Genomic DNA, 24,138 nt, shown 5'->3' with positions numbered 1-24,138 from the left:
TATTGGCGTCCGCCGAGCGGACCCGTTCATTTGAAGACACAGGGCTTACTCAACAACCGTGCCAACTTTGTGAAAATTTAAATCAACCGGAATTGCAACTAGTTATGGGTATAGTCGCTCGAAGGGAAGCGATTCCGGCAATGCGGGCAGTCTGAAAAATAGGACGGAATGCACGTTCTGGACATGATAATGTCCCGGACCATGGACTCTTTTTGTCCGAGGCTGGCGGGATGGGGCCAAAAAAGTGCCTGTCCAAAAAAAAGGACAGGCCGGGATATGCCGGAATACGGGCTTATTCAGGGGTCACCGTGCGGTGGCTCCGGCCCAGGCCGGTCCGGCCTTGAGGATCTTTTCGTGGACCGGACAGGACTCCACGTGCGCTCCTTTCAGGTAGCCGGAACTCATGAGAAATTCGCCCACGATTTCACCGCCCACGAATTTGAAGCGCTTTTTGAAAAGCTTGACCCAGTCCGCCTTGTCCAGGGGATGGTGGGCGTCCAACCAGTTCTTGAACGAGCCGTGCTCCCGTTGCAGGTCGAGGATGGCGTTCGCGTTGTGGATGGCGGCGTTGACCTTGAGGCGGTTTCGGATGATCCCCGCGTCGTCCAGGAGCCGGGCGCGGTCCGATTCGCCGTACGCGGCCACGGTGGGGATATCGAACCCGTCGTACGCGCTGCGGAAATTTTGTTCCTTGTTGAGGATCGTCCGCCAGCTCAGCCCGGCCTGGTTGATCTCCATGACCAACAGGGCGAAGAGCTCGGTGTCGTCGGTGATGGGAAACCCGTACCGGGTGTCGTGGTAGACGCGGTCCACGTCGTCCTTGTCGCGGACGGCGCAGAAGTCGCAATAGGAATCGAAGTCGGCCATGGGGGCTCCTAGAGGGACAGGCCGTACTTCTTGAGCAGGCCGTAGAAGTGGGAACGGGAGAGCTTGGAGACCTCGAGAATGTGGGGAAGGTCGCCGTCGCACTGGCGGATGAGTTCGCCCAGGTAGACCTTCTCGGCGGTGCTCTTGAAGTCCCGCAGGGTGGGCAGCTCCTGCTCGAAGATGTCCTCGAAGATGTCCTGTCCGATTTTTTGGACAGGCTGCGCGTAGGGCGCGGGGGGCTCCTCTTCGGGCGCCGCATTGGTCATGCGTTCGATCTGGGCCTTGGCGATCTGGATGCGCAGTTCGCGCGGCAGGTGCATGGCGTAGAGGGTTTTCTCGTTGCCCGAGGTGACCACGGCCCGTTCCAGGATGTTGAACAGCTCGCGCACGTTGCCGGGCCAGTCGTAGCTCTCCAGGGCCGGGTTGAAGTCCGAGCCGAAGGATTTGGTCGGCATGCCGTACTGACGGCAGAGTTGGCTGACCCGGTAGGTGCACAGGGCCTTGATGTCCTCGGGGCGGTCCCTGAGCGGCGGCAGGTGGATGTGCATTGTCTTGAGACGATACAGCAGGTCCGACCGGAATGTTCCCTTTTCGACCATTTCGTCCAGGTCCCGGTTGGTGGCGGCCACCAGCCGGAAGTCGCTGGTCTGCTCGCGGGTGTCACCCACCGGCCGGAAGGTCCGTTCCTGCAGGACGCGCAAAAAGGCCTTCTGCATGGACAGCGGCATCTCGCCCACCTCATCCAGGAACAGGGTTCCGCCGTCGGCCAGCTTGACCAGCCCGATGCGGTCGCTCTGGGCCCCGGTGAAGGCCCCCTTGCGGTGGCCGTACAGGGTGGACTCCAGCAGGGATTCGGTCAGCCCGGCGCAGTCCACGACCACGAAGTTGCCGGACTTGCGCTTGGAATTGGCGTGGATGGTGGAGGCGAACAGCTCCTTGCCCGTGCCGGTCTCGCCGGTGATGAGCACGTTGGTCTCGGACCGGGCCGCCTGGGACAGGAGGTTGAAGCTGACTTTGATGATCGGGCTGTCGCCGACCACGCCGTTCAGTTCCAGGCCGCGGTCGCCGTCCCGGCCGCGCTTCTCCTCGTGATACTTGAGCGCCCGGCCCAGGGTCAGGGAGATTTCGCGAATGCTGGACGGCTTGAGCAGGTAGTCCCAGACCCCGCCGCGGATGGCCAACTCCGCGCCGTCCGGGTCGCCCTTGCCGGTCAGGATAATGACCTCGGGCGGGTCGGGGAGGGCCATGATGTCGGGCAGGATGTCGAGCCCGTTGCCGTCGGGCAGCCGGACGTCCAGAAAGATCACGTCGAAGGCCCTCTTGTGCATCAACCGCAGCCCGGAGTCCAGGGTATGAGCGGAGGTGCACTCATGGGTCAGCCTGGTGATCAGGCTCTCCATGGTCTCGCAGACGTCGAGGTCGTCATCTATGATCAGTATCTCCGCCACGTCACTCCCCTTGTTTTTGGTTGCTCAACACCGTGTTGATGGCTCGGGACAAATCCTGCTTGTCATAGGGTTTGATAACCACGAGACGGATGTTCGGCAAGTCCGCGGCTGCGGAGACCGCGTCCTCGCGTCCGGAAATGAGGATCACGGGCAGCTCGCGATCGATGACCGCAAGCCGCCTGGCCAGTTGGGTCCCGCTCATGCCGGGCATGTCGTAGTCGGTGATGACCAGGTCGAATTCGCCGGGCATGTCGTTGACCCGGCGCAGTGCCGCAAGCGGGCTCTCCTGGCCCTCCACGACATACCCCATGGTTTCGAGCAGGCGCGGCGTGGTCTGGAGCTGGTCGCTGTCGTCTTCGACGAAGAGGATGTGTGCCCCGAGATTGTGCGGCACCCCGGAGAGGTCCACGTCGCCGCACAGGTCCTCGTCGCCCTTGGGCAGGTAGATGGAGAAGGTCGTGCCGCCGCCTTCGCGCGGGTCCACCCGCAGGCCGCCCTTGTGACTGCGGACGATGCCGTGGACGACCGCCAGCCCGAGCCCGGTGCCCTCGGTTTTGTCCTTGGTGGTGAAGAACGGGTCGAATATCTTGTCCACGATGTCCTGAGGGATGCCCGGCCCGTTGTCCTCCACCGCCAGCCGGACGTATTCGCCCGGATGCAGCCCGAGGATCTCGGCGTCCTCGTTCGACACCTCGGCCTGGTCCAGGCGGACCTCGATGGTTCCGCCCGTGCGGCGCAGGGCGTGGAAGGCGTTGGTGCACAGGTTCATGACCACCTGGTGAATCTGGGTCGGGTCCGCGTGCACGCAGGACAGGTTCTCCTTGATGAGCGAGCGGACCTCGATCTTGCGGGGCATGGAGGATTCCAGGAGCCCGATGGCCTCGGCGATGACCGCGCCCACGTCCGTGGGCCGGAACCCTTCGGTGGAGGGGCGGCTGAAGGCCAGGATCTGCTTGACCACCCGGCCGCCGCGCCGGGCGGCCTTGAGGACCCGCTCCAGATCTCTGGTGGTCATGGATTCCGGGTCCAGGTCGCCCACGGCCAGCTCGGTGGAGTTGATGATGCTGGTCAGGATGTTGTTGAAATCATGGGCGATGCCGCCGGCCAGTGTGCCGATGGCCTCCATCTTCTGGGATTGCAGCAACTGCTTTTCCAGGTTCAGCTCGGTGGTGATGTTGTCGGCCATGGAGAGCACGCCCACGATCTGGCCGGAGCGGTCGTTGATGGGCACCTTGGTGACCTCGATCCAGGCCGGATTGCCCTCGGCGTCGGCCAGTTTGCGGCGCTCCTTGCGGAAGGCCTGGCCCTTGTTGATCACGGACCGGTCGGCACCCGAGGCCCAGGAGGCGTAGTCCAGGTCCGCGATGACGTCGTACGTGGTCCGGTTGACGATGCCCGGCCCGTGCTCCAGGCCGAAGAACTCCGAGAACGCCCGGTTGGTGCCGAGATAGCGTCCGTCGGCGTCCTTCCAGGAGACCAGTTGCGGGACCGTGTCCATGAGGGTTTCCTGAAAGGCGAGCTGATCCTTGATCTTGCGCTCCACCTTGCGCCGTTCCAGCATGGTCAGGATCAGGAAGATGAGCACCAGGACCAGCAGGACGAAGCTGACCATGATGGTCCAGAACAGTTCCTTGGAGAGCTCGTAAAACGCCTTGGGCGCGTTGATGATGTGGCTGTCCTTGGGCAGCAGGGCCATATCCAGGTGGAGCCGCTGCATGACCTTGTAATCGAAGATGTAGTGCCCGGTGGTCTCGCGGTACACGGGGATGTCGTCCGCACTCTTGCCGTCCAGGATCTCCAGGGCGATCTCGGCGGCCCGCTGGCCGTGCAGGTAGCCGGAAAGCATGTTGCCGCCCACCGCGCCGCTGCCCGCCAGGAACTCCCAGGCTGTGTAGATGGGCACCGGGGACCGGGTGTAGATGGCCTGCATGGCCTCCTCGGCGGTCAGGAAACGGCCGTCGATGACCTGGTAGTAGGGGATGAAGAAGAGGAAGGTGTCCGACGGCAGGTGGGCCACCCGGTCGAGGACGTTCTTGAGCGACATGTCGGTCCAGTATTCGGCGACCAGGGGGACCTTGTAGCGCGCGAGCTGGCTCTGGACCTGGCGCTTGATGGCCGCCCCGGCCGTGGAGGAGTCACCGACCACGGTGATGTGCCGCTTGTCAGGATGCAGGCGCAGGGCCACGTCCAGGGTCTTGGACAGGTCGAAGCTCTCGATGACGCCCGTGGCGTTGTCCGAGTCCGTGTCGTCGGTATTCAGGAAGTTTACGCCGCAATACACCAGGGGGACGCCGGGAAAGAGGATGTCCCGGTACTGGGTGGCGAACGAGTAGGCGTCGTTGTCCGAGGTCATGATCAGGTCGAACTTCTCGTTCTTGAACTTTTCCTTGTACAACCGCAGGAGCATGCGGGTCACGTCTTCGTAGTTGTACCGCTTCGCGTCCATGTATTCGATCTGGAGGTCGATCTTGTAGTGGCTGTTTTCCAGGATGGAGCGGATGCCGCGCATGATGGCGTCGGACCACTGGTAGCCGTCGTGGTAGGAGTTCAGGCACAGGACGCTTTTCTTGGGTTTCTCGACCGCGCCGAGCACCGGCCTGGCGGGCAGGATGCAGAGGCAGGAAAGCAGCAGGGTCAAGTAGAGTATTTTACGCATGGTGGCTCTTTTTGGCATTTCTTGTGCATATGAAAGTCTGGCAAATGGCGTTGCCAAGATGCATGCAAAGGTTGGGCCTTTGCGTTGCAATGTCAAGGCGGCGCATTCCGGGAGCCTCACCATCTCCCGGGAATATGGTCAAGGGAATGATATATTTCCGAGAATTGGGGTGACAAAATGGTAAACAGTGTTTATTCTGATTTGTGTAAACAAGTGTCTATCGTACGCCGTTTTGTCTATACTGTCTGAATTGTTACATTTCAAGGAGAGTTCAAGTGGTCAGACATATCGTCATGTGGACGTTGAAGGATGAAGCCGAAGGCCAGACGGCAGCAGAAAACGGCGCGAAGATGAAGGAAATTTTGGAGGCGCTCGCCGGGCGTATCGAGGGCCTCAGGCATATCGAGGTCAGCGCGGACATCGTGGCCGCCGACCCCGAGTGCCACGTGATTCTGTGTTCGGAGCACGACGATGTGGATGCCCTGAACCACTATCAGGATCACCCCGAGCATCAGGCCTGCGTCGCCTTCGTGAAGAAGGTGGCCTCCGGCCGCAAGGCAGTAGACTACGTAATTTGAGAAGGCTCGGCCGCGGCGATTCCGCCGGGCCGATGCACAAGGGGTGAATCCGAACCCACGCGGCTTGAGAGGGAAGGACGGCCGCGCCAAGGAGGATGCCATGTCCATGCGTTTTGATCAGGAGCGGAAGCGGATCATTTGCCGCTGGGAAGAGCCGACCAAAGTGGTTATGAACAAGAAGGAAGGGCTCATCAACCGCTCCCGTATGATTACCGTCAAGGTAAACGACAACGGCAAGCTGAACAGCAAGGATCGAAAGCGGCATGCGGACCATCCCATGTTCCCGATCATCAGCCGTTTCAACCAGATGCTCAACTCCATCGAGTGCTATCCGAAGTGCGAGAACGAGTACAGGTGCGCGGTCTGCGGCGCCACGCACGGCGTCAGCCCCCACTTCGATACCGACAGCCAGTCCATTGTCTGGCTGTGCAAGGAACATCTGGACAGCTCGCCCAAACTGGACGACTAGCAATTCCGGTCGGACCGGGCCGTGACAGCCCGGGCGGCCACCGTGTCCGAAAAAACGGACTCTCCGGCGCACTCGCCACCAGCATGGCGGGTGCGCCTTTTTTTGCGCGCGCTCGGACCTACTCCGCGGGCGGGTCTTCGGCGTTCCCGGCCGGTGGTTTCCTTCGTCCCGCCTAGTCTTCCTCGTCGATCGCCTCCAACGTCTCCCGCACCAGAACGCAGGCGCGCCGGTAGTCGAACACGCCGCCCATGAAGAACAGGACGCTCCCGGCCAGATATTGCCAGGCCAGGAAGCGGAACATGTGGACTCGGTCCGCCTGGGCCTGGAAGTCCCACAGGTAGGGGATCGAGGCCACCATGAACAGGACCGATCCCACCACGAAGCTTACCGCGGTCAGGTTCATGAGCTGCATGGTGACGATGTTGTCGGAGCGCAGTATCTGCAGGATGTTGATCCCGGACCCCACGACGAACAGCAGGCTGCCGAGGATGAAGCACCAGGCCCCGGCGGCGGTTCGGTCCACGGTGTTGAGAAAGAGGACGCTGCCGACCGTGAACAGCAGCGTCCCCAGGAGATAGCCTGACGCGGCCACGCGCTCCAGCACGTCGTAGGGCGTGTGCTCGTCCTTGCGCCGCCAGTTGCGCCGGACCTCGAAGTAGTCATGGGCCGTGACCACCAGATAGAGCAGCGAGCCGGCCAGGAACGTCCAGGCCCCGATGTCCGAGTACCGTTGCAGGCTCGGAAAGAACAGGACGCTGCCGAGGATGAAGACCAGCCCGCCCGCCTTGTACAACACGGCGTTGACGGTCGCCCACCTGAATTGTGCCTCGGCGTCTTCGCTGTCTCGGAGGGGATTGTACAGCCTCGGCCGGTTGGCGAACATGTGGGGCATGCCTTCTCCTTGTTTCGGGCTGCGGGCGCGCAGCGGGTTGGCGGAGGGCGGCCCGCCGGTGGGCCGAATCCCTTCGGGGCGTGAAGGCCTATCCGAACAGACCTCCACCGGTCGTGTCAAATCCGTCCGCGGATTCCTGCGGTTATCCTTTGATCGAATCGTTGCGCGATCGGGGGCATGTCCTCTTCCCTTTGCGCAATATCGGGATGGGGGTCGCGCAAAAAAGGGCCCCGCGCCGAAGCGCGGGGCCCTGTCTGCTTGTCGTAGGGCCGGTGGCTACCAGGAGAAGAAGTAGGTGGCGGCCAGGCCGGTGATGGACATGGTGATGGTGTAGGGCAGGGCCAGGACGACCATGCGGCCGTAAGACAGGCGGATGACCGGGGCGAGCGCCGAGGTCAGCAGGAAGAGGAAGGCCGCCTGTCCATTGGGGGTGGCCACGGACGGGATGTTGGTCCCGGTGTTGATGGCCACGGCCAGGTGGTCGAAGTGGGTCATCATCTTGGAGACCTGGTCCTGGATGCCTGCGGGCAGGGACGCGATGACGTCGGTGCGCGCCAGGAGCGGGTCGGTCAGCTTGTCCATCAGGGCGCCGGCGTCGGTCACGCCGGGCACGGCGGCCAGGAGCTGGACGAAGTGCAGCTTGGTCTCGGAGATGTACACCGTGGCCACGAAGACGTTGTCCGAGATCATGGAGAGCAGCCCGTTGGCCGTGTAGTAGGCGGCGAGCTGGGCCTGGCCCTCAAGGCCGAGGACGAGGTGCATGACCGGGGCGAACAGGTGCTGGTCGTGGATGACGCCGACGATGGAGAAGAAGACGACGAGCAGGGCGGTGAAGGGCAGGGCCTCCTCGAAGGCCGGTCCGAGCTGGTGTTCGTCGATGAAGCCGTTGAAAGCGGTCAGGAAGACGATGACGGACAGGCCGATGATGCCGACCTCGGCCAGGTGAAAGGCCAGGGCGAGGATGAGCCAGACGCCGATCAGGGCCTGGACGATGAGCTGGGCCTTGCCCTGGTAGCCGCGCTTGGATTCCATCTCGATGGCGGTTTCGAGCAGGTGGGAGCGGATGTTGCCCGGCAGCTTCGCGCCGTAGCCGAAGAGGTGGAACTTCTCCACGGTCATGCAGGTCAGCAGGCCTATGACCAGGACGGGCATGGAGACGTGGGCCACGTTGAGGAAGAAGGGCACGAAGTGCCAGCCCATGACCTCGCCGATGAGCAGGTTCTGGGGCTCGCCCACCAGGGTGCATACGCCGCCCAGCGCGGTGCCGACTGCGCCGTGCATCATCAGATTCCGCAGAAATCCCCGGAATTCCTTGAGGTCGGCGCGCTCATGCTCCTTGATGGCGACGTCGTCGCACAGGTCGTGGGAGCAAGTGGGCGTCTTGCCCGAGGCGAAGCGGTGGTACACGTTGTAGAAGCCGTAGGCCACGGCGATGATCACCGCGGTGACGGTCAGGGCGTCCAGAAAAGCGGACAGGAACGCGCCCGCGAAGCAGAAGAGCAGCGAGATGATGATCTTGGACTGCACCCGGGTGAGGATGCGGGTAAAGGTGTATTGCAGGAAGTCCTTCATGAAGTAGATGCCCGCGACCATGAAGATCAGGAGCAGGATGACCGGGAAGTTGGTCAGGGCCTCATGGTAGACGGTCCGGGGCGAGGTCATGCCCATGATCACGGCTTCGATGGCCAGCAGGCCGCCCGCAGGCAGCGGGTAGCATTTGAGCGCCATGGCCAGGGTGAAGATGAACTCGGCGATGAGGACCCAGCCCGCGATGAACGGCCCTGCCGTGAGCATGAGGATGGGATTGATGATCAGGAAGATCATGATGGCCATCTTGTACCAGTTGGGCGCATTGCCGAGGAAGTTTTTGCTAAAGGCCTGGGTCAGAGTCTGAGGCATGTTCGGTTACTCCTGATGTTGGATTGCCGGGATCTGTCTCGAAGGCAAGATCTAGTCCCCGATGGTCATTGTCGGGTACATGCCAGCATCCGGGCCCGATTGGAAGGGCTGAAGGATATTGAAGGCTGCGTCCCGAGTCTTTTGGGCATGTCCGCGGGTCTTGTCCGACCCGTCGAAGTATGCGCCGTTTTCTTCGCGTATATGGTCGATGCGGTGTCTGAACGCATCGACGAAAGCTTTGCCGTCGCCCTTGAAGGTCGCGTTGCCCAGGGTGATGTCCGTGATCTTGGACAACTCGTCCAGGTCGATGGACTGGGTCTTGAGGTCGGCCTGCCGGGTGACGTATCCCCATACCGCCGAGTTGGGGGGGATCTCGATGCACTCCACCGGGTCGATGATCGTGTGGGGCATGACGATGGAGTCGCGGCCGACCGTGATGGGGCAGGCCTGGGTGCCGTGCAGGAAGGAGTTGAAGCCCACGAAGACGTTCTTGCCTGCGTTGGTCCAGATGACCTTGCCGCCGTGGGCGGTCACGTCGTCGCCCTCGTACACGGAATTCTTGATGTAGCAGTTCTCCTGGGCGTTGGAGCCCTTGCCGATGTAGGAGTCCTCCACGTGGGCGCGCTGCACGATGAGCGCGTTCTCGCCCACCTCGCACTGGCCCTTGAGGACCGCGTAGGGGGAGACATAGGCGGTTTCCGGCACGTCGAATTCGGTCTCGGGGCGGGCCGTGGAGTAGATGGGCACGAAGTCTTCCTTGAACTCGTCCACGTAGTCTACGAACTTGCCGGTCAGGCGGCCGTTTTCGTCCAGCTTGACGTACTGCTCGATGACGCCCTCGGGATAGAGGTAGTCGAACTCGAACAGGTCGCCGGACTTGATCCACACGCGGCCGGGGGCCACGGTCAGCCGGGAGAGGTCGCCCGCCTGTACGTAGGCGTAGTCGCCGATGACGCAGTTGTGCATGATGGACAGGTCGGCGGTGGCGAAGGCCCCGAGGTAGACGCCTTCGAGCGTGGTTCCGTGGATGTTGGAGTAGTGCATGGCCGCCGAATTGAGGATGCGGAAGACCTCGGGTGTCTCCGGGTTCTTGGAGTTGTTGTGGACCAGGGTCTTGACCAGGTAGGAATTGATGATCCGGATGACCTCGTCGTAGAAGAGCTTGGTCTTGACCCCGTTGAATTCGACCACGTCGCCCTTGCGCTTGAGCTCGTCGCCGCGCACGTTGGACTTGTACAGGACCGAGCTGTCCACCAGGGTCTTGCCCAGGAAGTAGGTCCCGGCGAGGTTGGAGTTCTTGAATTTGAAGCTGATGGGATGGTCTTCGGTCAGGGCGTAGAACGCATAATAGAGGATATGGCGTTCACGCGGCACGGAGTTTTGGAGGATGGAGCGGACGTCGATGCCCATGGGCTTGAGGTTGACGTTCACCCTTGACGCTATGTGATCGAACAGTTCTTCGAGTTTTTCCATGTGGCTCACCCTGTTTGGAGGTTGTTGCACAAACGGCTGCCGCGCGCGGGCGCGGCAGCCGTCGTGGTAACTACGGAATGCATCCCGGACAGTCTAGCCTCCGGCCGGGAGGGTGATGGGCATGCCCATGAGCGGCCAGATGACCAGGATGGCGGCGCCGACCAGGACCATGAGCAGCAGGGATGCCGGAATGCCCCATCCGAAGAATTCACCGGTGGTGAACTGGCCGGAATCGTAGGCGATGGCGTTGGGCGCCGCACCCACCAGGAGCAGGAAGGGCATGCCCGCCATGACCAGCGAGGCGTACAGGATGACTTCGGGGGCAACGCCCAGATAGGGGGCGATGACCAGGGCCACGGGGAGCGATATGGCGATGGCCGCCACGTTCATGATGAAGTTGGTCATGATCATCACGAAGAAGGCGATGGACATGACGAAGACGAACCAGTTGGCGTCCTGGAACATGACCAGCCAGTTGACGGCCATCCATTTGGCCGCTCCGGTCTCCCACAGACAGAAGCCGATGGACATGGCCCCGGCGAAGAGCAGGATGATGTTCCAGGGGATGTCTTCAAGGTCCTTGAGGTCCAGAATCTTGAAGATGAAGAAGAGGACCGAGGAGCAGAGGATGATGGCGGTCTTGTCCACGGCCTTGAGCGCCGGGACAAAGGCCCGCAGGGACATGATGATGATGACCGAGGCGACGATGATGGCGGCCAGGATCTCGTTGCGGGTCAGGCCGCCCATCTTGGCGTTGAGCTCGCGGGCCTTTTCGCGCAGGCCGGGGATGCGGTCCTTCTCGGGCTTGCACACGATCATGAAGAAGCCCCACAGCAGGAAGGTCATGGCCCAGCCGATGGGGGCCATGTAGTAGGTCAGCTCGAAGAAGCCCACGTCCACGCCGACGATCTCCTTGAAGAAGCCGAGGGCCACCGCGCCGCGCGCCGCGCCGAGCAGGGTGACGATGGAGCCCGCGCCGGCCACGTAGGCCATGCCGATGAACAGCCCCTTGCCGAACTTGGTCGGCCGGTCGCCTTCGCCGTACAGGGCGTAGATGGCCAGCAGCAGCGGGTAGATGGTCGCGGCCACGGCGGTGTGGGCCATGATGTGGGTCAGGGCGGCGGTGACCACGAACACGCCGAGGTAGATCATCGAGGTGCGCTCGCCCACGATGTCGAGCATCTTGTAGGCCAGCCGCTTGGTCAGGCCGGTCTTGGTGAAGACCAGGCCGATCATGATGGAGGCGAAGATGAACAGGACCGACGGGTCCATGAAGTCCTTGAAGGCCACTTTGGCCGGGCGGATCAGGAACATGACCTGGAGGATGCCGATCATCAGCGAGGTGATGCCGATGGGCACCACTTCGAAGACCCACCAGGTGCCGGCCAGCAGGAACACGGCGATGGCGCCCTTGGCCTCCACGGACAGGGGAAAGTGTTCGCCCATGGGGTCGATGGCATCGGGCCAGGGCGCGCTGTAGTAGACGATGGCGAAAAGCAGGACGCCCGTGAGCATGAACACCAGGCGTTTCCAATCGAAGGCGGATTTTGCGGTACGTGCTGTCTCCATGATTGTCTCCTCGTTGGACCGAAGGCCTAGTCGGCCAGGGCGCAGGTGTGCATGCGGCCGATGATTTCCTTGAAGACGTCCGACATGCGCAGCACGCCGGTGACCTGGCCGTCGTTGCGGACGATCAGCGGCTGGGGCGTGCCGATCATGTACATGTGCACGCCGTATTCGATGTCGTTGTCCTCATTGATGTAATGGCCTTCCTCGGGGACGTGCATGGCGTCCGTCACCTTGATCTTGATGCCCCGGGCACAGATGTTGGTCAGGGTGTCGGACCAGAGATTGAATTCCTTGAACTGCTCGGCGACGTAGCGGTTGGAAAGGGTGTCGCTGGCGAGGTCTTTCTTGAAGAGTTTCTTGTAGTTGGGTTCCAGCGCGGTGATGATGTCGGACATGGTCAGGACCCCGGCGAAGGCGCCCTGTTCATTGACGATGAGGATGTCCCGGTGGCTGCCGGGCTTCAGGATGGCGGCGACGTCGCCCAGCGTGGCGTCCAGGCCCAGGGTCTGGTAGGCGCTCACCGGGGTCATCAGTTCTTTGACTTTCATGTAATTCTTCCTCCCAAGAAGTACGGTTGGCACATGGCTGAGGCGCCCGCTCTGCCAAGAAACGGGGCGTCTTGCGGTGAACACGGCCTCGGACCGTCGGATCGGCATCGACCCCCATCGACGCGGCACGAACGAAGTTCGTGACCTGAAACGATCATCTGGTCCGCGTTCCTATAGATAGCAATTGGTTCCTTGCGTCAAGCGTATCACGTGAAACTTTTCGCAAGGACGAATTGAAACGTTTTGGAACTCTTTTGGAACACAGATTTGTGCCATAATGAAACAAAACGGAACGTAATGACGGGTCAGAAATAGTTTTGGCCGGGCGAAAGCCGGCCGGCAAGATAGGCTTCGAGGATCGGGTCCACCGGGCCGCAGACGTTGTCCACGACCTTGACGCCCTTGCGCTTGAGGAATTCGAAGACCTCCTTCTCCATGCCCGCGCAGATGATGGTCTGGATATTTTCGGCCATGACCAGCCGGTACATGGCCTCGGCGGACGGGGCCTCGAAGTTGATGACCCGCTCGCTCAGGGTGCCCATGGCGCTGGTCTCGCGGGTGATGGAGATGATCAGCACCTCCGGGGCGAGGTCGAAGCGGGGGGACAGTTCGTTGTCCATCAGGGGAATGAGGATGTTTTCCATGGGGGGCCGCCTATTCGATGCCGAAGTGTTTCATCTTGCGCCACAGGGTGGAGCGGCCCCAGCCGAGCAGCTCGGCCGCCTTGGTCTTGCGCCCGCCGGTCTTGACCAATGCCTCCAGAATCATTTTGCGCTGCACATCCTCCCAGCGCTCGGGCGGGGCAGCGCGGACCGCCCCCGATTCCGCCGCCCTGGGCGGCACGGACAGGGTTTCGGGCAGGTTCGGCCCGTGGAGCATGTAGCCCGGCAGGTGGCGCATGCGGACCACGTTGGTGTCGCAGAAGTTGACCGCGTATTCGATCAGGTTGCGCAGCTCCCGGATGTTGCCCGGAAATTCGTACGAGCGCAGCAGCGTCTCCACGTTTTTGGAGAAACGGTCCACCTTCTTGCCGTAGCGCACCTGGAACATCTTCAGGAAGTGGTCCTGGAGCAGGAGCAGGTCCTCGCCCCGCTCGCGCAGGGGCGGCAGGTGCAGCCGGATGACGTTCAGCCGGTAGAGGAGGTCGCGCCGGAACCGCTTGCGCCGGACCATGTCCTCCAGGTCGTAGTGGCTGGCCGCCATGATGCGCACGTCCGTGTGGACCACCTTGGTCGAGCCGATGGGCCGGACCGCGTGGTCGTCCATGTACGCGAGCAGCTTGGTCTGCAACGGCAGGGGCAGGTCCCCGATCTCGGTGATGAACAGCGTGCCGCCGTGGGCCATGCGCAACCGGCCGGGCTTGGCGTGGTCCGCACCGGGCAGGGCGTTCTTGGCGTGGCCGAACAGCTCGGCCTCCAGCAGCGGCACGGGCAGCGCGCCGCAGTTGACCTTGACGAAGGGGCCGTCCCGGTCCGACTCCTTGTGAATCTCCTCGGCCAGCATGTCCTTGCCCGTGCCCGTCTCCCCGGTGATCAGCACCGGCGAATCCGTCTGGGCGATGGACGGGGTCATGGCGAAGATCTTGCGCACCTCCGGGCTGCGCCCGACCAACTCGCCCAGCCCCGAAACCCCGCTGACGATCTCGTCCAGGACGTGCACCGAAGCGGGCATCAAAGTCTCGATGACGCCCCGGATGGAGCCGTCCTCCGCCACCAACGGGGCGAGCGTCAGGTGCACGCTGACCTTCTCCCGGTCGCGGTTGATGATGTTCGCCTCCAGGGTCCGGGTGCGCTTGTCCGTCCACCCGGCCAGCACCGGGCAGTTGCGCATGCAGTAGTCCGAGCGCAACGCGTGCAGGCAGCGGATACCCAGCACCCGCTCGCCGGTCACCCCGGTCAGCGACTCGTAGTTCCGGTTCACCGCCAAGAGCGTTCCGTCCCGATCCATGATGGCCACGGCCAGCGGCAACACGTCCAGCAGGGCGGCAAGCCCCTGCTTGTTCGAAAGACTCCGTATCAATGCGGCCGGGTCGGCTATGGCCATGGAATTCCCCTGTGTTGCACGTCGGTTCGCCAGATTGTGAATCATAATGAAACGTGCGGGCGATGACAAGCGGATATGGCCGCGGGAGAGAGTCGCCCTTTCGGCGATTTTATAATTTCCCTCCGCGGCGGCGCGGAGGATAGTGGCACCATGTATTCCTTGGTGTTTCTCCTCTGCCTGGCAACGGCCTTCTTCAGTGTCTCCGGCGCATGGGCCGAATCGCTCATCGTGGCTTCGGACGAATGGTGCCCGTACAACTGCGGTCCCGGCGACGGGCGCGAGGGCTACACCGTGGACATTCTGCGAGCCATCTTCGAACCGGCCGGAATAGCCGTCGACTATCGCATCATGGGCTGGGAGCGTGCCTTGGAGGAGGCCCGCCGGGGACATGTCGCGGCGGTCATCGGCGCGGACCGGGAAGAGGCCGAGGGGTTTGTCTTTCCGAGAGAGGAAATAGGCATGGACTACTTCGCCTTTTTCGTCAGGACCGGCGATCCCTGGCGGTATATGGGGCCGAGGTCCCTGCTCGGCAGGCGACTCGGCATTCCCGCCGGATACGGCCTGGCCCCGAATATAGAGGCCTTCTACGACGCCCATAGCAAGGAGATCGACATCTACCGGGCGAGCCGGGAGAAGCCCGCTCTGCACAACCTCCAGCTATTTGGAGGGGCGGCTGGATGTCGTCGCGGACGATGCGCAGGTCGTCTGCTATATCGCCCACTCCGAGGGCTTCCTGGGCTCCATCGAGTACGCGGGCTATGACGGCGACCACGTAAAGCTCTACATCGCGTTTTCGCCCGCCGATCCGATGTCCGTGAGGTATGCGGCTCTGTTCGACAAGGGCATGAAGGCACTGCGGGCGTCGGGACGCCTGGCGCGCTTGCTCGACGGGTACGGCCTGAGCGACTGGCGAAAACGCGTCAAGGCCGCTCCCTGAGAAGGCCGTCTTCCGGAAAAAAAAGAAAAGGCGCGGGGCAATCTGCCCCGCGCCTCGTTTTTGCCGGTCGTGCGGCCGAACTAGTGGGCGTTCATTTCCTCAATGAGTTTGAGGAGTTGGTTGGACAGGCGGGCCAGTTCGTTGATGGCCTCGGCTGACTGGTTCATGCCTTCCGCGGTTTCGGTGGCGATGAGATTGATGTCTTCCACGGCCCGGTTGATCTCCTCGGACGCCGCGGACTGTTCCTCGGCCGCAGTGGCGATGGACTGGACCTGCCCGGAGGTGTCGTCGGCGTAATTGACGATGGATTCCAGGGCCTCGCCGGACCGGTTGGCCAGGTCGGTGGCCTGCTCCACGGCCAGGGCCGCGTGGTCCACGCTGCGGATGTTGGCGGAGGCGGCATCCTGGATGACCTGGATGGCGTTGCCGACCTCCTTGGTGGCGGCCATGGTTTTTTCGGCGAGCTTGCGGACCTCGTCGGCGACCACGGCGAAACCCCGCCCGGCCTCACCCGCGCGGGCGGCCTCGATGGCGGCGTTCAGCGCCAGCAGATTGGTCTGGTCGGCGATGTCCTCGATGACGTTCATGATCTGGCCGATGTCCGTGGTCTGGTTGCCGAGCTGGCCCATGGACTGCTTGAGGGTGGCGGTCAGGTCGTGGACCTCGCGGATGGCGTCGATGGCCTCGCGTACGACCTTGGCCCCTTCCTGGGCCTGGGTCCGGGCGTTGGACGCGGACTCGGCGGAGTTGGAGGAGTTGCGGGCCACTTCGAGGACGGTCGCGTTCATCTCCTCCATGGCCGTGGCGGTCTGGGTGGTGCGGTCGCGCTGGACGTCCGCACCCCGGCTGACCTGCTCGGCCTGGGAGGAGAGTTCGTCGGCGGCCGAGGTGACCTGCTCGGCAATGAGCGAAGCCTCGCCCGCGATGCGTTGCATGGTGGTCAACAGCGCGTTGGTTTTGGCCTCCTGGGCCTTGGCTTCTTCCATGGCCTTTTCGGCCACGCCCTGGGCGTGTTCGGCCTCATCCTGTTTTTGGGCGGCCTCGAACATCTTGGCCTTGAGGTTGCCGACCATGGTCTGGATGGCCTCTTTGACCACGCCCAACTCGGCGGCGAAGTTTCCTTCGGGCCGGGCATCGATGTCGCCCTTGGCCACGGCCTTGGCATAGGTGCGGATGCGGAAAAGCGGGCCGACGATGATCAGCTTGACCAGGACCCAGACCAGGATGCCCACGGCCAGGAGCACGGCCACGGTCTCCAGCGCGGCGTAGAGCTCGGCCTTGGCCACGCTGGCGTTGACCTCGTCCAGGGGGGTCGAGATTTCGAACGCGCCGTGGATCTCACCTTCCTTCCAGCCTTCCTTGACGCCGCCGACCGGGTCGCGGTCGCCCCGCTTGTCCCCGTGGCAGTAAAGGCATTCCTTGGTCAGGCGGATGGGCCGGAAATAGTGGATGGCGTTGTCTTCGATGACGACCTTCTCGACCAGGTCCTTGGCCTTGAGTTCGGCCAGGATCTTCTCCTCGAAGGGCGTGGGCTTGTTGATCGGGTTGCGCGGCGCGACCTTGGGGACCCGGAAGTTGTATTTCAGCTTTTTGGCCTGCTGCTTGGCGATGTTGATGGCGGTGATGACCGGGATGGACTCCAGGAGCTTGTCCTGGGTGTCGAGCTGGTCGAAGGGCACGATGATGCCCATTTTGAGCTTCTTGGCCATTTCGTTTCGGGCGGCCTCGGCCATGAGGATGAGCGCGCGGCTCTGCTGGACGATGCCTTTCTCGGCGTCGTTGCGGATCTGGATGGCCTGGTGGACGGACAGCACCACGGCAACGATGACCGGTCCGAGCAGGGCCAGGGCCAGCACTTTAACCTTCAAGCTCAAATTGGCGAACATTGGACCCCCAACGTATTTGAATGTCACGGCAACAGCGGTATCGTCCGATTCCGTGCAATACTATACGGGAACGATGGCATTGGCATGAAAAAAGGTGATGAAACGGTCCTGCCTCGTGCACCTGGCAAATGGCCTTTGGCAGCGGGCTCCGGACATACGATATGCCAACCGGCAGCGGGCCCGCATCCCGCCACGCTGACGAGAATGCTAACTGATCACCGTGTCGCAGGCATGTATCCGAATTCCCATTACCTGTCCATCTCCTCGGGGGCCTGCCAACGGAAAAAGGGCCGCAACCTGTTTGGTCGCGGCCCTGTTTCATTCTGGTGCCGAAGAGAAGACTCGAACTTCCACGGTCGTAAGACCACATGGTCCTGAACCATGCGTGTCTACCAATTCCACCACTTCGGCACGGTCAGGAAGAGATTGTCTATAAGAGAACCGTGCGGTTGGCAAGCATTTTTTTGATTTTTTTCCATCTGGACGGGCGGCGGCTCGGAGGGGCCGGAAGCGGTCGCCGAATGATTGTCACGTTTTTTGGAGTTTGCGTGACACGCTTGTCCGAAGTGTGCGGATGTTCATATTCAAAGTTCACGTTCCCAAAACCGGTTCAAACTAGAAAACCTACCTCAGGAGTCGACATGAAACGCATTTTTTCACTGGTACTTGTCCTTTGCCTTCTCGTTCCTTCGGGGGCGTTCGCAGCGGACCTGTTCATCGCCCAGGCGGCCAACTTCACCCCGGTCATGAAGGAGATCATCCCGGCCTTTGAAAAGGCCACCGGCCTCAAGGCTCAGGCGACCTACGCCTCCACCGGCAAGCTGTACGGGCAGATCATCAACGACGCACCGTTCGACATCTTCCTGGCCGCCGACGAGAAGCGCCCGAACAAGCTCTTTGCAGACGGCCTGGCCGAGAAGCCCTTCGTCTACGCCAAGGGCCAGGTGGTCCTGTGGTCCAGCGACAAGAATTTCTGTGGCGACGATTGGAAGGCCACCGTGGTCAACGACGCCGTGAAGCGCGTGTCCATCGCCAACACCGAGACCGCGCCCTACGGCACCTCGTCCATGAAGGCCATGCAGGCTGTGGGCATCTGGGACAAGGTCCAGCCCAAGCTGGTCTTCGGCCAGTCCATCTCCCAGGCCTTCCAGTTCGCTTCCACCGGTTCCGCGGACGTGGGCTTCTGCGCCTACTCCTCCGTTTTCACCGACGCGGGCAAGAAGGGCTGCTTCACCGTGGTCGACGAAGCCCCGCCGGTCATCCAGGCCGCCTGCGTGCTGAAGTCCGCTCCTCATGCCGATGCGGCCGCCAAGTTCGTCAAGTTCCTGGCCACCCCCGAGGTGCAGGCGATGAAGCTCAAGTACGGATATAAATAGCTCATGGATTGGACACCACTGATCCTCTCGGCCAAACTGGCCATTTGGACCATGTTGCTCATCCCTATCTTGGCCTCCCCGATGGCCAGCTTGCTGGCTTTCGGGAGGTTCAAGGGGAAGAGCCTCCTCGACGCCGTGGTTACCCTGCCCATGGTCATGCCGCCCACGGTTCTCGGTTTCGCTCTGCTCGTGGTCATGGGGCCTCGCGGCTACCTGGGCGGCTTGTGGGAGGACGTCACCGGGAACCGGCTGGTCTTCAGCTTTACGGGCATCCTCCTGGCCTCGCTCGTCTTCAACCTGCCGTTCGCGGTCCAGCCCCTGCGGGCCTCTCTGGAAAAGCTGGACCCGAGGCTGCTCGAGAGCGCGGCGGTCCTGGGGCTGTCCCCGCTGTCCACCTTCTTCCGCATCGTCCTGCCCAACTGCATGGGCGGCCTGGCCGCCGCGTCCATCCTGGTCTTCGCACACAGCCTCGGCGAGTTCGGCGTCATCCTCATGGTCGGCGGCAGCATCCCCGGTCAGACCCAGGTGGCCTCGGTGGCCATCTTCGAGGCGGTCGAGGCCCTGCGCTTCGACGACGCTTTCCGCATGTCGGCGGCCCTGATCCCCGTCTGCTTCGCGGTGCTTCTGATAATCAACAAGATTAATGCGAGGCGTGCATAATGCTCAACGTCGATATGACCAAACGGCTGAAACACTTCGACCTCGACCTCTCCTTCTCCTGCGCCCCCGGCGAACTCACGGCGGTGATCGGACCCTCGGGCGCGGGCAAGACCACTCTGGTCCGGCTGCTGGCCGGACTGGAACGTCCGGACGGGGGAAGAATCACCTTTGGGGACACGGTCTGGGCCGATGCCGAAAAGCGGATATTCGTGCCCGCGCGCAAGCGGGGCCTGAGCCTGGTCTTCCAAGATTACACCCTGTTCCCGCACCTGACCATCCGCAAGAATGTGGCCTTTGCCGCGTCCGACGAGGGCCGGGTGGACGAGCTCATGTCCATGTTCGGCATCCGCCATCTGGAATCGAGCAGGCCGTCGGGCATCTCCGGCGGCGAGCGCCAGCGGGCGGCCTTTTGCCAGGCCCTGGCCCGCGACCCGGTCCTGTTGCTCCTGGACGAACCGTTTTCGGCCTTGGATGTGGCCAACCGGCGCAACCTGCGCAGTTGCCTGAAGGAGCTCAAGAGCGAGTTGAATATTCCCATCCTGCACGTGACCCATGACCTGGACGAGGCCCTGTTCCTGGGCGACACCATCCTGGCCGTGGAGAGCGGCAAGATCGCTCCCAACTGGCTCAAGGAACAGCAGGCCATCCAGCGCCATCTGGCGGTGTCCGGCCTGGCCAGGGGAGAAGATGCGTCCCCGGCCCATGCCGAAGAGCCCCGGGCCATGGAGCGCGCGCTCCTTGGCTGCGGATGACCGAGCGGCCCCTTGCATCGCGTCCGGCCATGAGGCGCCGGGCGCGATCAGTCCGCACGCAGGGTGATCTTGAGGATTTCTCCCGGCTTCCACAGACGCATGCGCGCCCCCCACGATCCCGCCCCACGACTGACGATGAGCGTCATGGGGCCGATCCCGAATCTTCCTTCCACCAGCGGATAGGAAAACCGCACCATATAATTGAAGGGCCAGACCTGGCCGCCGTGGGTGTGTCCGCTGAGCATCAGCCCGACCCCGAGGGACGCGGCCTGCTCGTATCGTCGCGGGGTGTGGGAGAGCAGGATGACTGCTCCGGCCGGGCGGTTCCCGAGGGCCAGGGCCACGGGGTCGAGATGGCGGCGTTCCCAGGGGATGGAGCTGAGATCCTCCACGCCGGCCACCACCAGTCCGGGCGCCGGCGAGACCCGGCCGTCCATCAGGAGCGTGATGCCCGCCTCGGCAAGCACGCCCAGAGCTCTCGCCGGGGAGCCGTGGTTCTCATGGTTGCCCGGTACTGCGTACACCCCGAGCGGCGCGTGCAGGCCGTGCAGGGCGGGCAGAAGTTCGTTCAGCCGCCGGGAGTGGCCCTCCACGATGTCGCCGGGGAGCACGATCATGTCCGGCTTGAGAGCCATGATCTGGTCCACGCGGGCCTTGAGCCAGTCCGGGCCCACCTGAGTGCCCACGTGGAGGTCCGAGGCCATGGCCACCACCAGGCCGTCGAGATTTTCGGGCAGGCCGGGCAGGGCGACCTCGTATTCCGTGACGACCGGGGCGCGTATGCCCTGGACCAGGGCGATGCCGGACAGGACCAGGGCTGCGGCCAGGGCGAGCCCGCGCAGCTTCGGCGCACGGTGCGGCAGGAGTGTGCCGAAGCCGGTAAACAGGTCCACGATGGCCAGGAGCATGGCGGCCAGGAAAAGGACGATGAGCAGGGACAGACCCGCGCTTTCCACAGCCGGGGACCACTGCCCGAAGTTGGCGCGGCCCACGACCCGGGCGAACACGATGAACAGCCATGCGCTCAGGGCGAGGACCATACGGACCGCCCCGGACCGGAAGCCGGGAACGGGAACGCCGTCCATGCGCAGGAATACGTAGGCGGACATGATTGACGCCAGGTCCAGGAGAAAGGGTCCAAACATCGCGCATCAGTATCAGGTCCGGTTTCGAAACGCCAGGGTGTCCGGCTCCGTTCGGTCGGGCCGCGATTTTCCGTTCCGAATACTCATCAACCCATACAGAAAGGAGATTGGTTATGAAACTGAGCGCTAGAAACCTCATCCCCGGAGTAGTCAAAAAGGTAACCATGGGCATGGTCAACGCCGAGGTGGTCATCGAGATCGCCCCGGCCGTGGAGATCGTCTCCGTGATCACCAAGAACTCGGTGGAGCGCATGGACATCAAGGTCGGCGACGAGGTTGAGGCCATGGTCAAGGCGACCAGCGTGATGGTCGCCAAGGATTAATCCGCCGCTTCCGGTACCGGATAACGGCCAGGGGCGTCTCCGAAGGGGATGCCCCTTTTTCTGTGCCCGCGCACCGGGCCGGGATACTGGGACTTTTATTGCGTATGTACCGACGGGCGCGGGCCGGGGCCCCATGCGCTCATTGACGCCGGGCGCGTTTGGGAGCATATCGCGCCGTGCGGGCGGCCTCGTCGTCGGGGGCTGCCTGCCGGAACCGTCAAGCGCCCGGGAGACCGGCCGCCTGTGTCCGTGGCGGCTTTCGGCCGGGCAATGACCGCCCGCGCGAACGCGACGACCTCAACCCTTTCCGGGCGTTGGGCAACAGCCTTTATCTACACATCATGATTCCGTTTTCCGATTTCTACAAAGACCGGAAGGTGTTCCTGACCGGCCACACCGGGTTCAAGGGCGCCTGGCTCGCCCTGTGGCTCCACTCCCTGGGCGCGGAGGTCACCGGGTTCTCCCTGGCACCGCCGTCCGAGCCCAACCTGTTCGAGGCCGCCGACGTGGCGGCCCGCATCCGTCATCTCAACGGCGACATCCTTGATGTCGACGCCTTGGATCGGGCGCTGGACGAGAGCCGTCCCGAGGTGGTCTTCCACCTGGCGGCCAGGGCGCGTATCCCCGAGTCCTACGAGCGGCCCATGGAGACCCTGCGCACCAACGTCATCGGTTCGGCCAACGTCCTCGAGGCGGTGCGCCGGACCGATTCCGTGCGCGCCCTGGTTTGCGCCTCGTCGGACAAGTGCTACGACAACCTCGACCAGCCCTGGGGCTACCGCGAGAACGACCCGCTGGGCGGCAATGATCCGTACAGCGCCTCCAAGGGGGCGATGGAACACATATGCGCCTCCTGGAGCCGGTCCTATTTCATTCCAGAGGGGCGGGTGGGGGCGGCCACGGCCCGCGCGGGCAACATCCTCGGCGGTGGCGACTTCGCCGCGCACCGGCTGGTCCCGGACTACGTCCGGTCAGTGCGCGAGGGCCGGATCCTGGAGATCCGCCGGCCCAACGTCGTGCGGTCGTGGCAGCATGTGCTCGAGCCGCTGAGCGGTTACCTCTGGCTGGCCGTCCAGTTGGCCGGGGATCCGGCCCGTTTCAGCGGCGCCTGGAACTTCGCGCCCGCAGACAATTCCTGCTCGGTAGAGACGCTGGTGGAGACCATTCATTGCCTGAGCGGCATGGGCGGCTGGAAGGCCGTTTCCGAGGGCGGGCGGGAGCCGCGCGAGGCCGACACGCTCAAGCTGTGCAGCGACAAGGCGGCCGTGCGGCTGCAATGGAAGGCGGTCCTGGACCTGGAGCGGACCGTGGACATGACCATGCGCGGCTACCGGCCGTTTCTCGGCAGGGAGCTCGACGCCGGGGAGGTCTGCCTGGGACAGATCGACGAATACACCGCCTTCGCCGCCCGCAAGGGCATGCCGTGGGCGCTGTGACGCGGAGCGCGCCTCCGCCCGCCGGCCGTCCCGGCCCCGTCGTGGCCGAGAACAAGATCCCGGCGCTCAGCCGACAAAGGAAAAAGGGCCGCATCCTTGAGGATGCGGCCCTTGTTTCATGCTGGTGCCGAAGAGAAGACTCGGCAGTCCTGCTTTTTCGGCTATGCGGCAATATGCTGATTTTATGAATCTAATTTGTTTTGGCGTGTCCTTCGTATTTGTTCTTTGACCTACCACTTTGACCCAGCTTCAGCAACTGGTGGTGGGCAGGGTCAGTTATAGAGGTTGGTAACGGCGTGAAAGGCCGTAAACAATCAACCGGAAGGTCGCTTACCTACGTTATTTCAATGGGTTGAAAACGCCATATTCACCACAAAAACCATAGTTGCCGCTGAAAATGACACTTGGGCGACACGCAAATTGTCAAATTCGGACAGTCAACTGAGCAGATTTGATCACTACGACTTCTTGGATGGCATTCTTGGAGGATTGTAGGGCAGGATCAACTCAAAAGGGGCTTTGCTGAAGACCTATTGACCCATCACATTAGACAGGCTATCTTATATTTGTATTCTTCCGCTGGAAAACTTCTGAACTGCAAAGGTACCACGGGGGGAGCATCGGTCAACGAACCGGCGGGAATAACCTATAATCTCGTGCCCCCAGAAGCCCGGCGAAAAGAGTCACTCGGTAAATGCCCCGAGGATAAACTCTTTTCCACAAGGAGGTTCTCATGTGGAAGAAAATACGCAATGCGCTTCGCCGTGCGTGGGAGATAGAACTTAAGCCTTGGCTTCTCAAGCTTTGGAATGAGCAGATCAAACCCGCATTGCCTAAGTTGGCAGAGAGGGTGACGAGGACACTCCTCGAATCCTCCCCGACTCCTTGCTAAGCGCATTACCATCAGAGCCCCCTCGCCAAGAGGGGGCTCCCTTTTTGAAACCCTGCTCAGAACACATACTACGGCCCCTTAGTCCTGTTTTTTCAGTTCATCCAGCAAAGCCCTCTATGCCTGAAATAGCTTGAAGCGTCGGAGCCGTTTTGAGTTTTTATCCTCGCAGAAGGTTCTCTACTGTTTTTTTCTTCGACCTCGGGACTAAAACTTCCTTTATGCGGGTGTAATGACAATCTCCTATTGCCTGCTCTTCTTCTAGATTTTGCATCGTCCATGCGTTACTAAC

21 protein-coding genes and 1 tRNA gene are annotated in these 24,138 nt (G+C 62.4%); 9 read left to right on the top strand and 13 right to left on the bottom strand.

Going from position 1 to position 24,138, the window contains the following annotated elements; genetic code table 11:
• Window positions 1–303: 303 nt before the first annotated feature.
• The 3 genes from V8V93_RS15070 to V8V93_RS15060 are packed head-to-tail and all read right to left on the bottom strand — an operon-like array spanning window position 304 to window position 4,971.
• Window positions 304–867 (bottom strand): DNA-3-methyladenine glycosylase I, encoded by a 564-nt coding sequence (locus V8V93_RS15070; protein WP_338667419.1) that lies wholly within the window; start codon window positions 865–867, stop codon window positions 304–306.
• 8 nt (window positions 868–875) lie between these two features.
• A complete protein-coding gene (locus tag V8V93_RS15065) occupies window positions 876–2,315 on the bottom strand; it encodes a sigma-54-dependent transcriptional regulator (RefSeq protein WP_338667418.1) in 1,440 nt (479 codons plus the stop codon).
• A 1-nt stretch (window position 2,316) separates the two neighbouring features.
• The gene (locus tag V8V93_RS15060; protein WP_338667417.1) at window positions 2,317–4,971 is read right to left on the bottom strand and encodes a hybrid sensor histidine kinase/response regulator; all 2,655 of its coding nucleotides are present in this window, start codon (window positions 4,969–4,971) and stop codon (window positions 2,317–2,319) included.
• Window positions 4,972–5,246: 275 nt separating this feature from the next.
• Here V8V93_RS15060 and V8V93_RS15055 point away from each other — a divergent pair, with 275 nt between their 5' ends.
• Complete coding sequence (locus V8V93_RS15055) at window positions 5,247–5,549, top strand: Dabb family protein (protein ID WP_338667416.1); 303 nt, start codon at window positions 5,247–5,249, stop codon at window positions 5,547–5,549.
• Window positions 5,550–5,649: 100 nt separating this feature from the next.
• Window positions 5,650–6,018, top strand: a complete 369-nt coding sequence (locus tag V8V93_RS15050) for a hypothetical protein (protein ID WP_338667415.1) — start codon at window positions 5,650–5,652, stop codon at window positions 6,016–6,018.
• A 172-nt stretch (window positions 6,019–6,190) separates the two neighbouring features.
• Here the strand turns inward: V8V93_RS15050 and V8V93_RS15045 are convergent, their stop codons facing one another.
• The 7 genes from V8V93_RS15045 to V8V93_RS15015 form a co-directional block, all read right to left on the bottom strand.
• The gene (locus V8V93_RS15045; RefSeq protein ID WP_338667414.1) at window positions 6,191–6,910 is read right to left on the bottom strand and encodes a YrhK family protein; all 720 of its coding nucleotides are present in this window, start codon (window positions 6,908–6,910) and stop codon (window positions 6,191–6,193) included.
• A gap of 276 nt (window positions 6,911–7,186) precedes the next feature.
• Window positions 7,187–8,809 carry a sodium/proton antiporter NhaB gene (gene nhaB, locus V8V93_RS15040; protein ID WP_338667413.1) on the bottom strand — a complete coding sequence of 541 codons (1,623 nt, stop codon included), beginning with the start codon at window positions 8,807–8,809 and terminating at the stop codon, window positions 7,187–7,189.
• A 51-nt stretch (window positions 8,810–8,860) separates the two neighbouring features.
• A complete protein-coding gene (locus tag V8V93_RS15035) occupies window positions 8,861–10,282 on the bottom strand; it encodes a transferase (protein WP_338667412.1) in 1,422 nt (473 codons plus the stop codon).
• A 93-nt stretch (window positions 10,283–10,375) separates the two neighbouring features.
• Entirely contained in the window at window positions 10,376–11,851 is a 1,476-nt protein-coding gene (locus V8V93_RS15030; RefSeq protein WP_338667411.1) for an SLC13 family permease, read from the bottom strand.
• A gap of 26 nt (window positions 11,852–11,877) precedes the next feature.
• Complete coding sequence (locus V8V93_RS15025; protein WP_338667410.1) at window positions 11,878–12,399, bottom strand: CBS domain-containing protein; 522 nt, start codon at window positions 12,397–12,399, stop codon at window positions 11,878–11,880.
• Window positions 12,400–12,704: 305 nt separating this feature from the next.
• Window positions 12,705–13,043: a NifB/NifX family molybdenum-iron cluster-binding protein gene (locus V8V93_RS15020; protein WP_338667409.1), complete on the bottom strand. Its 339-nt coding sequence runs from the start codon at window positions 13,041–13,043 to the stop codon at window positions 12,705–12,707.
• Between the two features lie 10 nt (window positions 13,044–13,053).
• Window positions 13,054–14,442 (bottom strand): sigma-54 interaction domain-containing protein, encoded by a 1,389-nt coding sequence (locus V8V93_RS15015; protein WP_338667408.1) that lies wholly within the window; start codon window positions 14,440–14,442, stop codon window positions 13,054–13,056.
• A gap of 150 nt (window positions 14,443–14,592) precedes the next feature.
• On the opposite strand from V8V93_RS15015, the gene V8V93_RS15010 reads away from it, so the two are divergent.
• Together V8V93_RS15010 and V8V93_RS15005 are read left to right on the top strand one after the other, a co-directional pair.
• Window positions 14,593–15,204 carry a substrate-binding periplasmic protein gene (locus V8V93_RS15010; protein WP_338667407.1) on the top strand — a complete coding sequence of 204 codons (612 nt, stop codon included), beginning with the start codon at window positions 14,593–14,595 and terminating at the stop codon, window positions 15,202–15,204.
• Between the two features lie 46 nt (window positions 15,205–15,250).
• The gene (locus V8V93_RS15005; protein WP_338667406.1) at window positions 15,251–15,379 is read left to right on the top strand and encodes a hypothetical protein; all 129 of its coding nucleotides are present in this window, start codon (window positions 15,251–15,253) and stop codon (window positions 15,377–15,379) included.
• A gap of 80 nt (window positions 15,380–15,459) precedes the next feature.
• Here V8V93_RS15005 and V8V93_RS15000 read toward each other — a convergent pair whose 3' ends face one another.
• The gene (locus V8V93_RS15000; RefSeq protein ID WP_338667405.1) at window positions 15,460–17,265 is read right to left on the bottom strand and encodes a methyl-accepting chemotaxis protein; all 1,806 of its coding nucleotides are present in this window, start codon (window positions 17,263–17,265) and stop codon (window positions 15,460–15,462) included.
• A 324-nt stretch (window positions 17,266–17,589) separates the two neighbouring features.
• Window positions 17,590–17,676: transfer RNA gene (locus V8V93_RS14995), tRNA-Leu, on the bottom strand.
• Window positions 17,677–17,906: 230 nt separating this feature from the next.
• Between V8V93_RS14995 and modA the strand changes: the two genes are divergently transcribed.
• From modA to V8V93_RS14980, 3 genes are read left to right on the top strand one after another with little or no spacing between them, the layout of a single operon-like run.
• The gene (gene modA, locus V8V93_RS14990) at window positions 17,907–18,641 is read left to right on the top strand and encodes a molybdate ABC transporter substrate-binding protein (RefSeq protein WP_338667404.1); all 735 of its coding nucleotides are present in this window, start codon (window positions 17,907–17,909) and stop codon (window positions 18,639–18,641) included.
• 3 nt (window positions 18,642–18,644) lie between these two features.
• Window positions 18,645–19,301 carry a molybdate ABC transporter permease subunit gene (gene modB, locus V8V93_RS14985; protein ID WP_338667403.1) on the top strand — a complete coding sequence of 219 codons (657 nt, stop codon included), beginning with the start codon at window positions 18,645–18,647 and terminating at the stop codon, window positions 19,299–19,301.
• Window positions 19,301–20,053: an ATP-binding cassette domain-containing protein gene (locus V8V93_RS14980; RefSeq protein WP_338667402.1), complete on the top strand. Its 753-nt coding sequence runs from the start codon at window positions 19,301–19,303 to the stop codon at window positions 20,051–20,053. The genes modB and V8V93_RS14980 overlap by 1 nt, the downstream gene beginning before the upstream one ends.
• Window positions 20,054–20,100: 47 nt before the next feature.
• Here V8V93_RS14980 and V8V93_RS14975 read toward each other — a convergent pair whose 3' ends face one another.
• Window positions 20,101–21,162, bottom strand: coding sequence for a metallophosphoesterase (locus V8V93_RS14975; protein ID WP_338667401.1), 1,062 nt, complete (start codon window positions 21,160–21,162; stop codon window positions 20,101–20,103).
• A gap of 149 nt (window positions 21,163–21,311) precedes the next feature.
• Here V8V93_RS14975 and V8V93_RS14970 point away from each other — a divergent pair, with 149 nt between their 5' ends.
• Both V8V93_RS14970 and rfbG read left to right on the top strand, forming a co-directional pair.
• Entirely contained in the window at window positions 21,312–21,521 is a 210-nt protein-coding gene (locus tag V8V93_RS14970; RefSeq protein WP_338667400.1) for a TOBE domain-containing protein, read from the top strand.
• A 341-nt stretch (window positions 21,522–21,862) separates the two neighbouring features.
• A complete protein-coding gene (gene rfbG, locus V8V93_RS14965; RefSeq protein ID WP_338667399.1) occupies window positions 21,863–22,957 on the top strand; it encodes a CDP-glucose 4,6-dehydratase in 1,095 nt (364 codons plus the stop codon).
• Window positions 22,958–24,138 lie beyond the last annotated feature (1,181 nt).

It is taken from the genome of Pseudodesulfovibrio sp. 5S69 (assembly GCF_037094465.1).
Taxonomy (GTDB): domain Bacteria; phylum Desulfobacterota; class Desulfovibrionia; order Desulfovibrionales; family Desulfovibrionaceae; genus Pseudodesulfovibrio; species Pseudodesulfovibrio methanolicus.
This window is presented reverse-complemented; position numbering and strand designations above follow the sequence as displayed.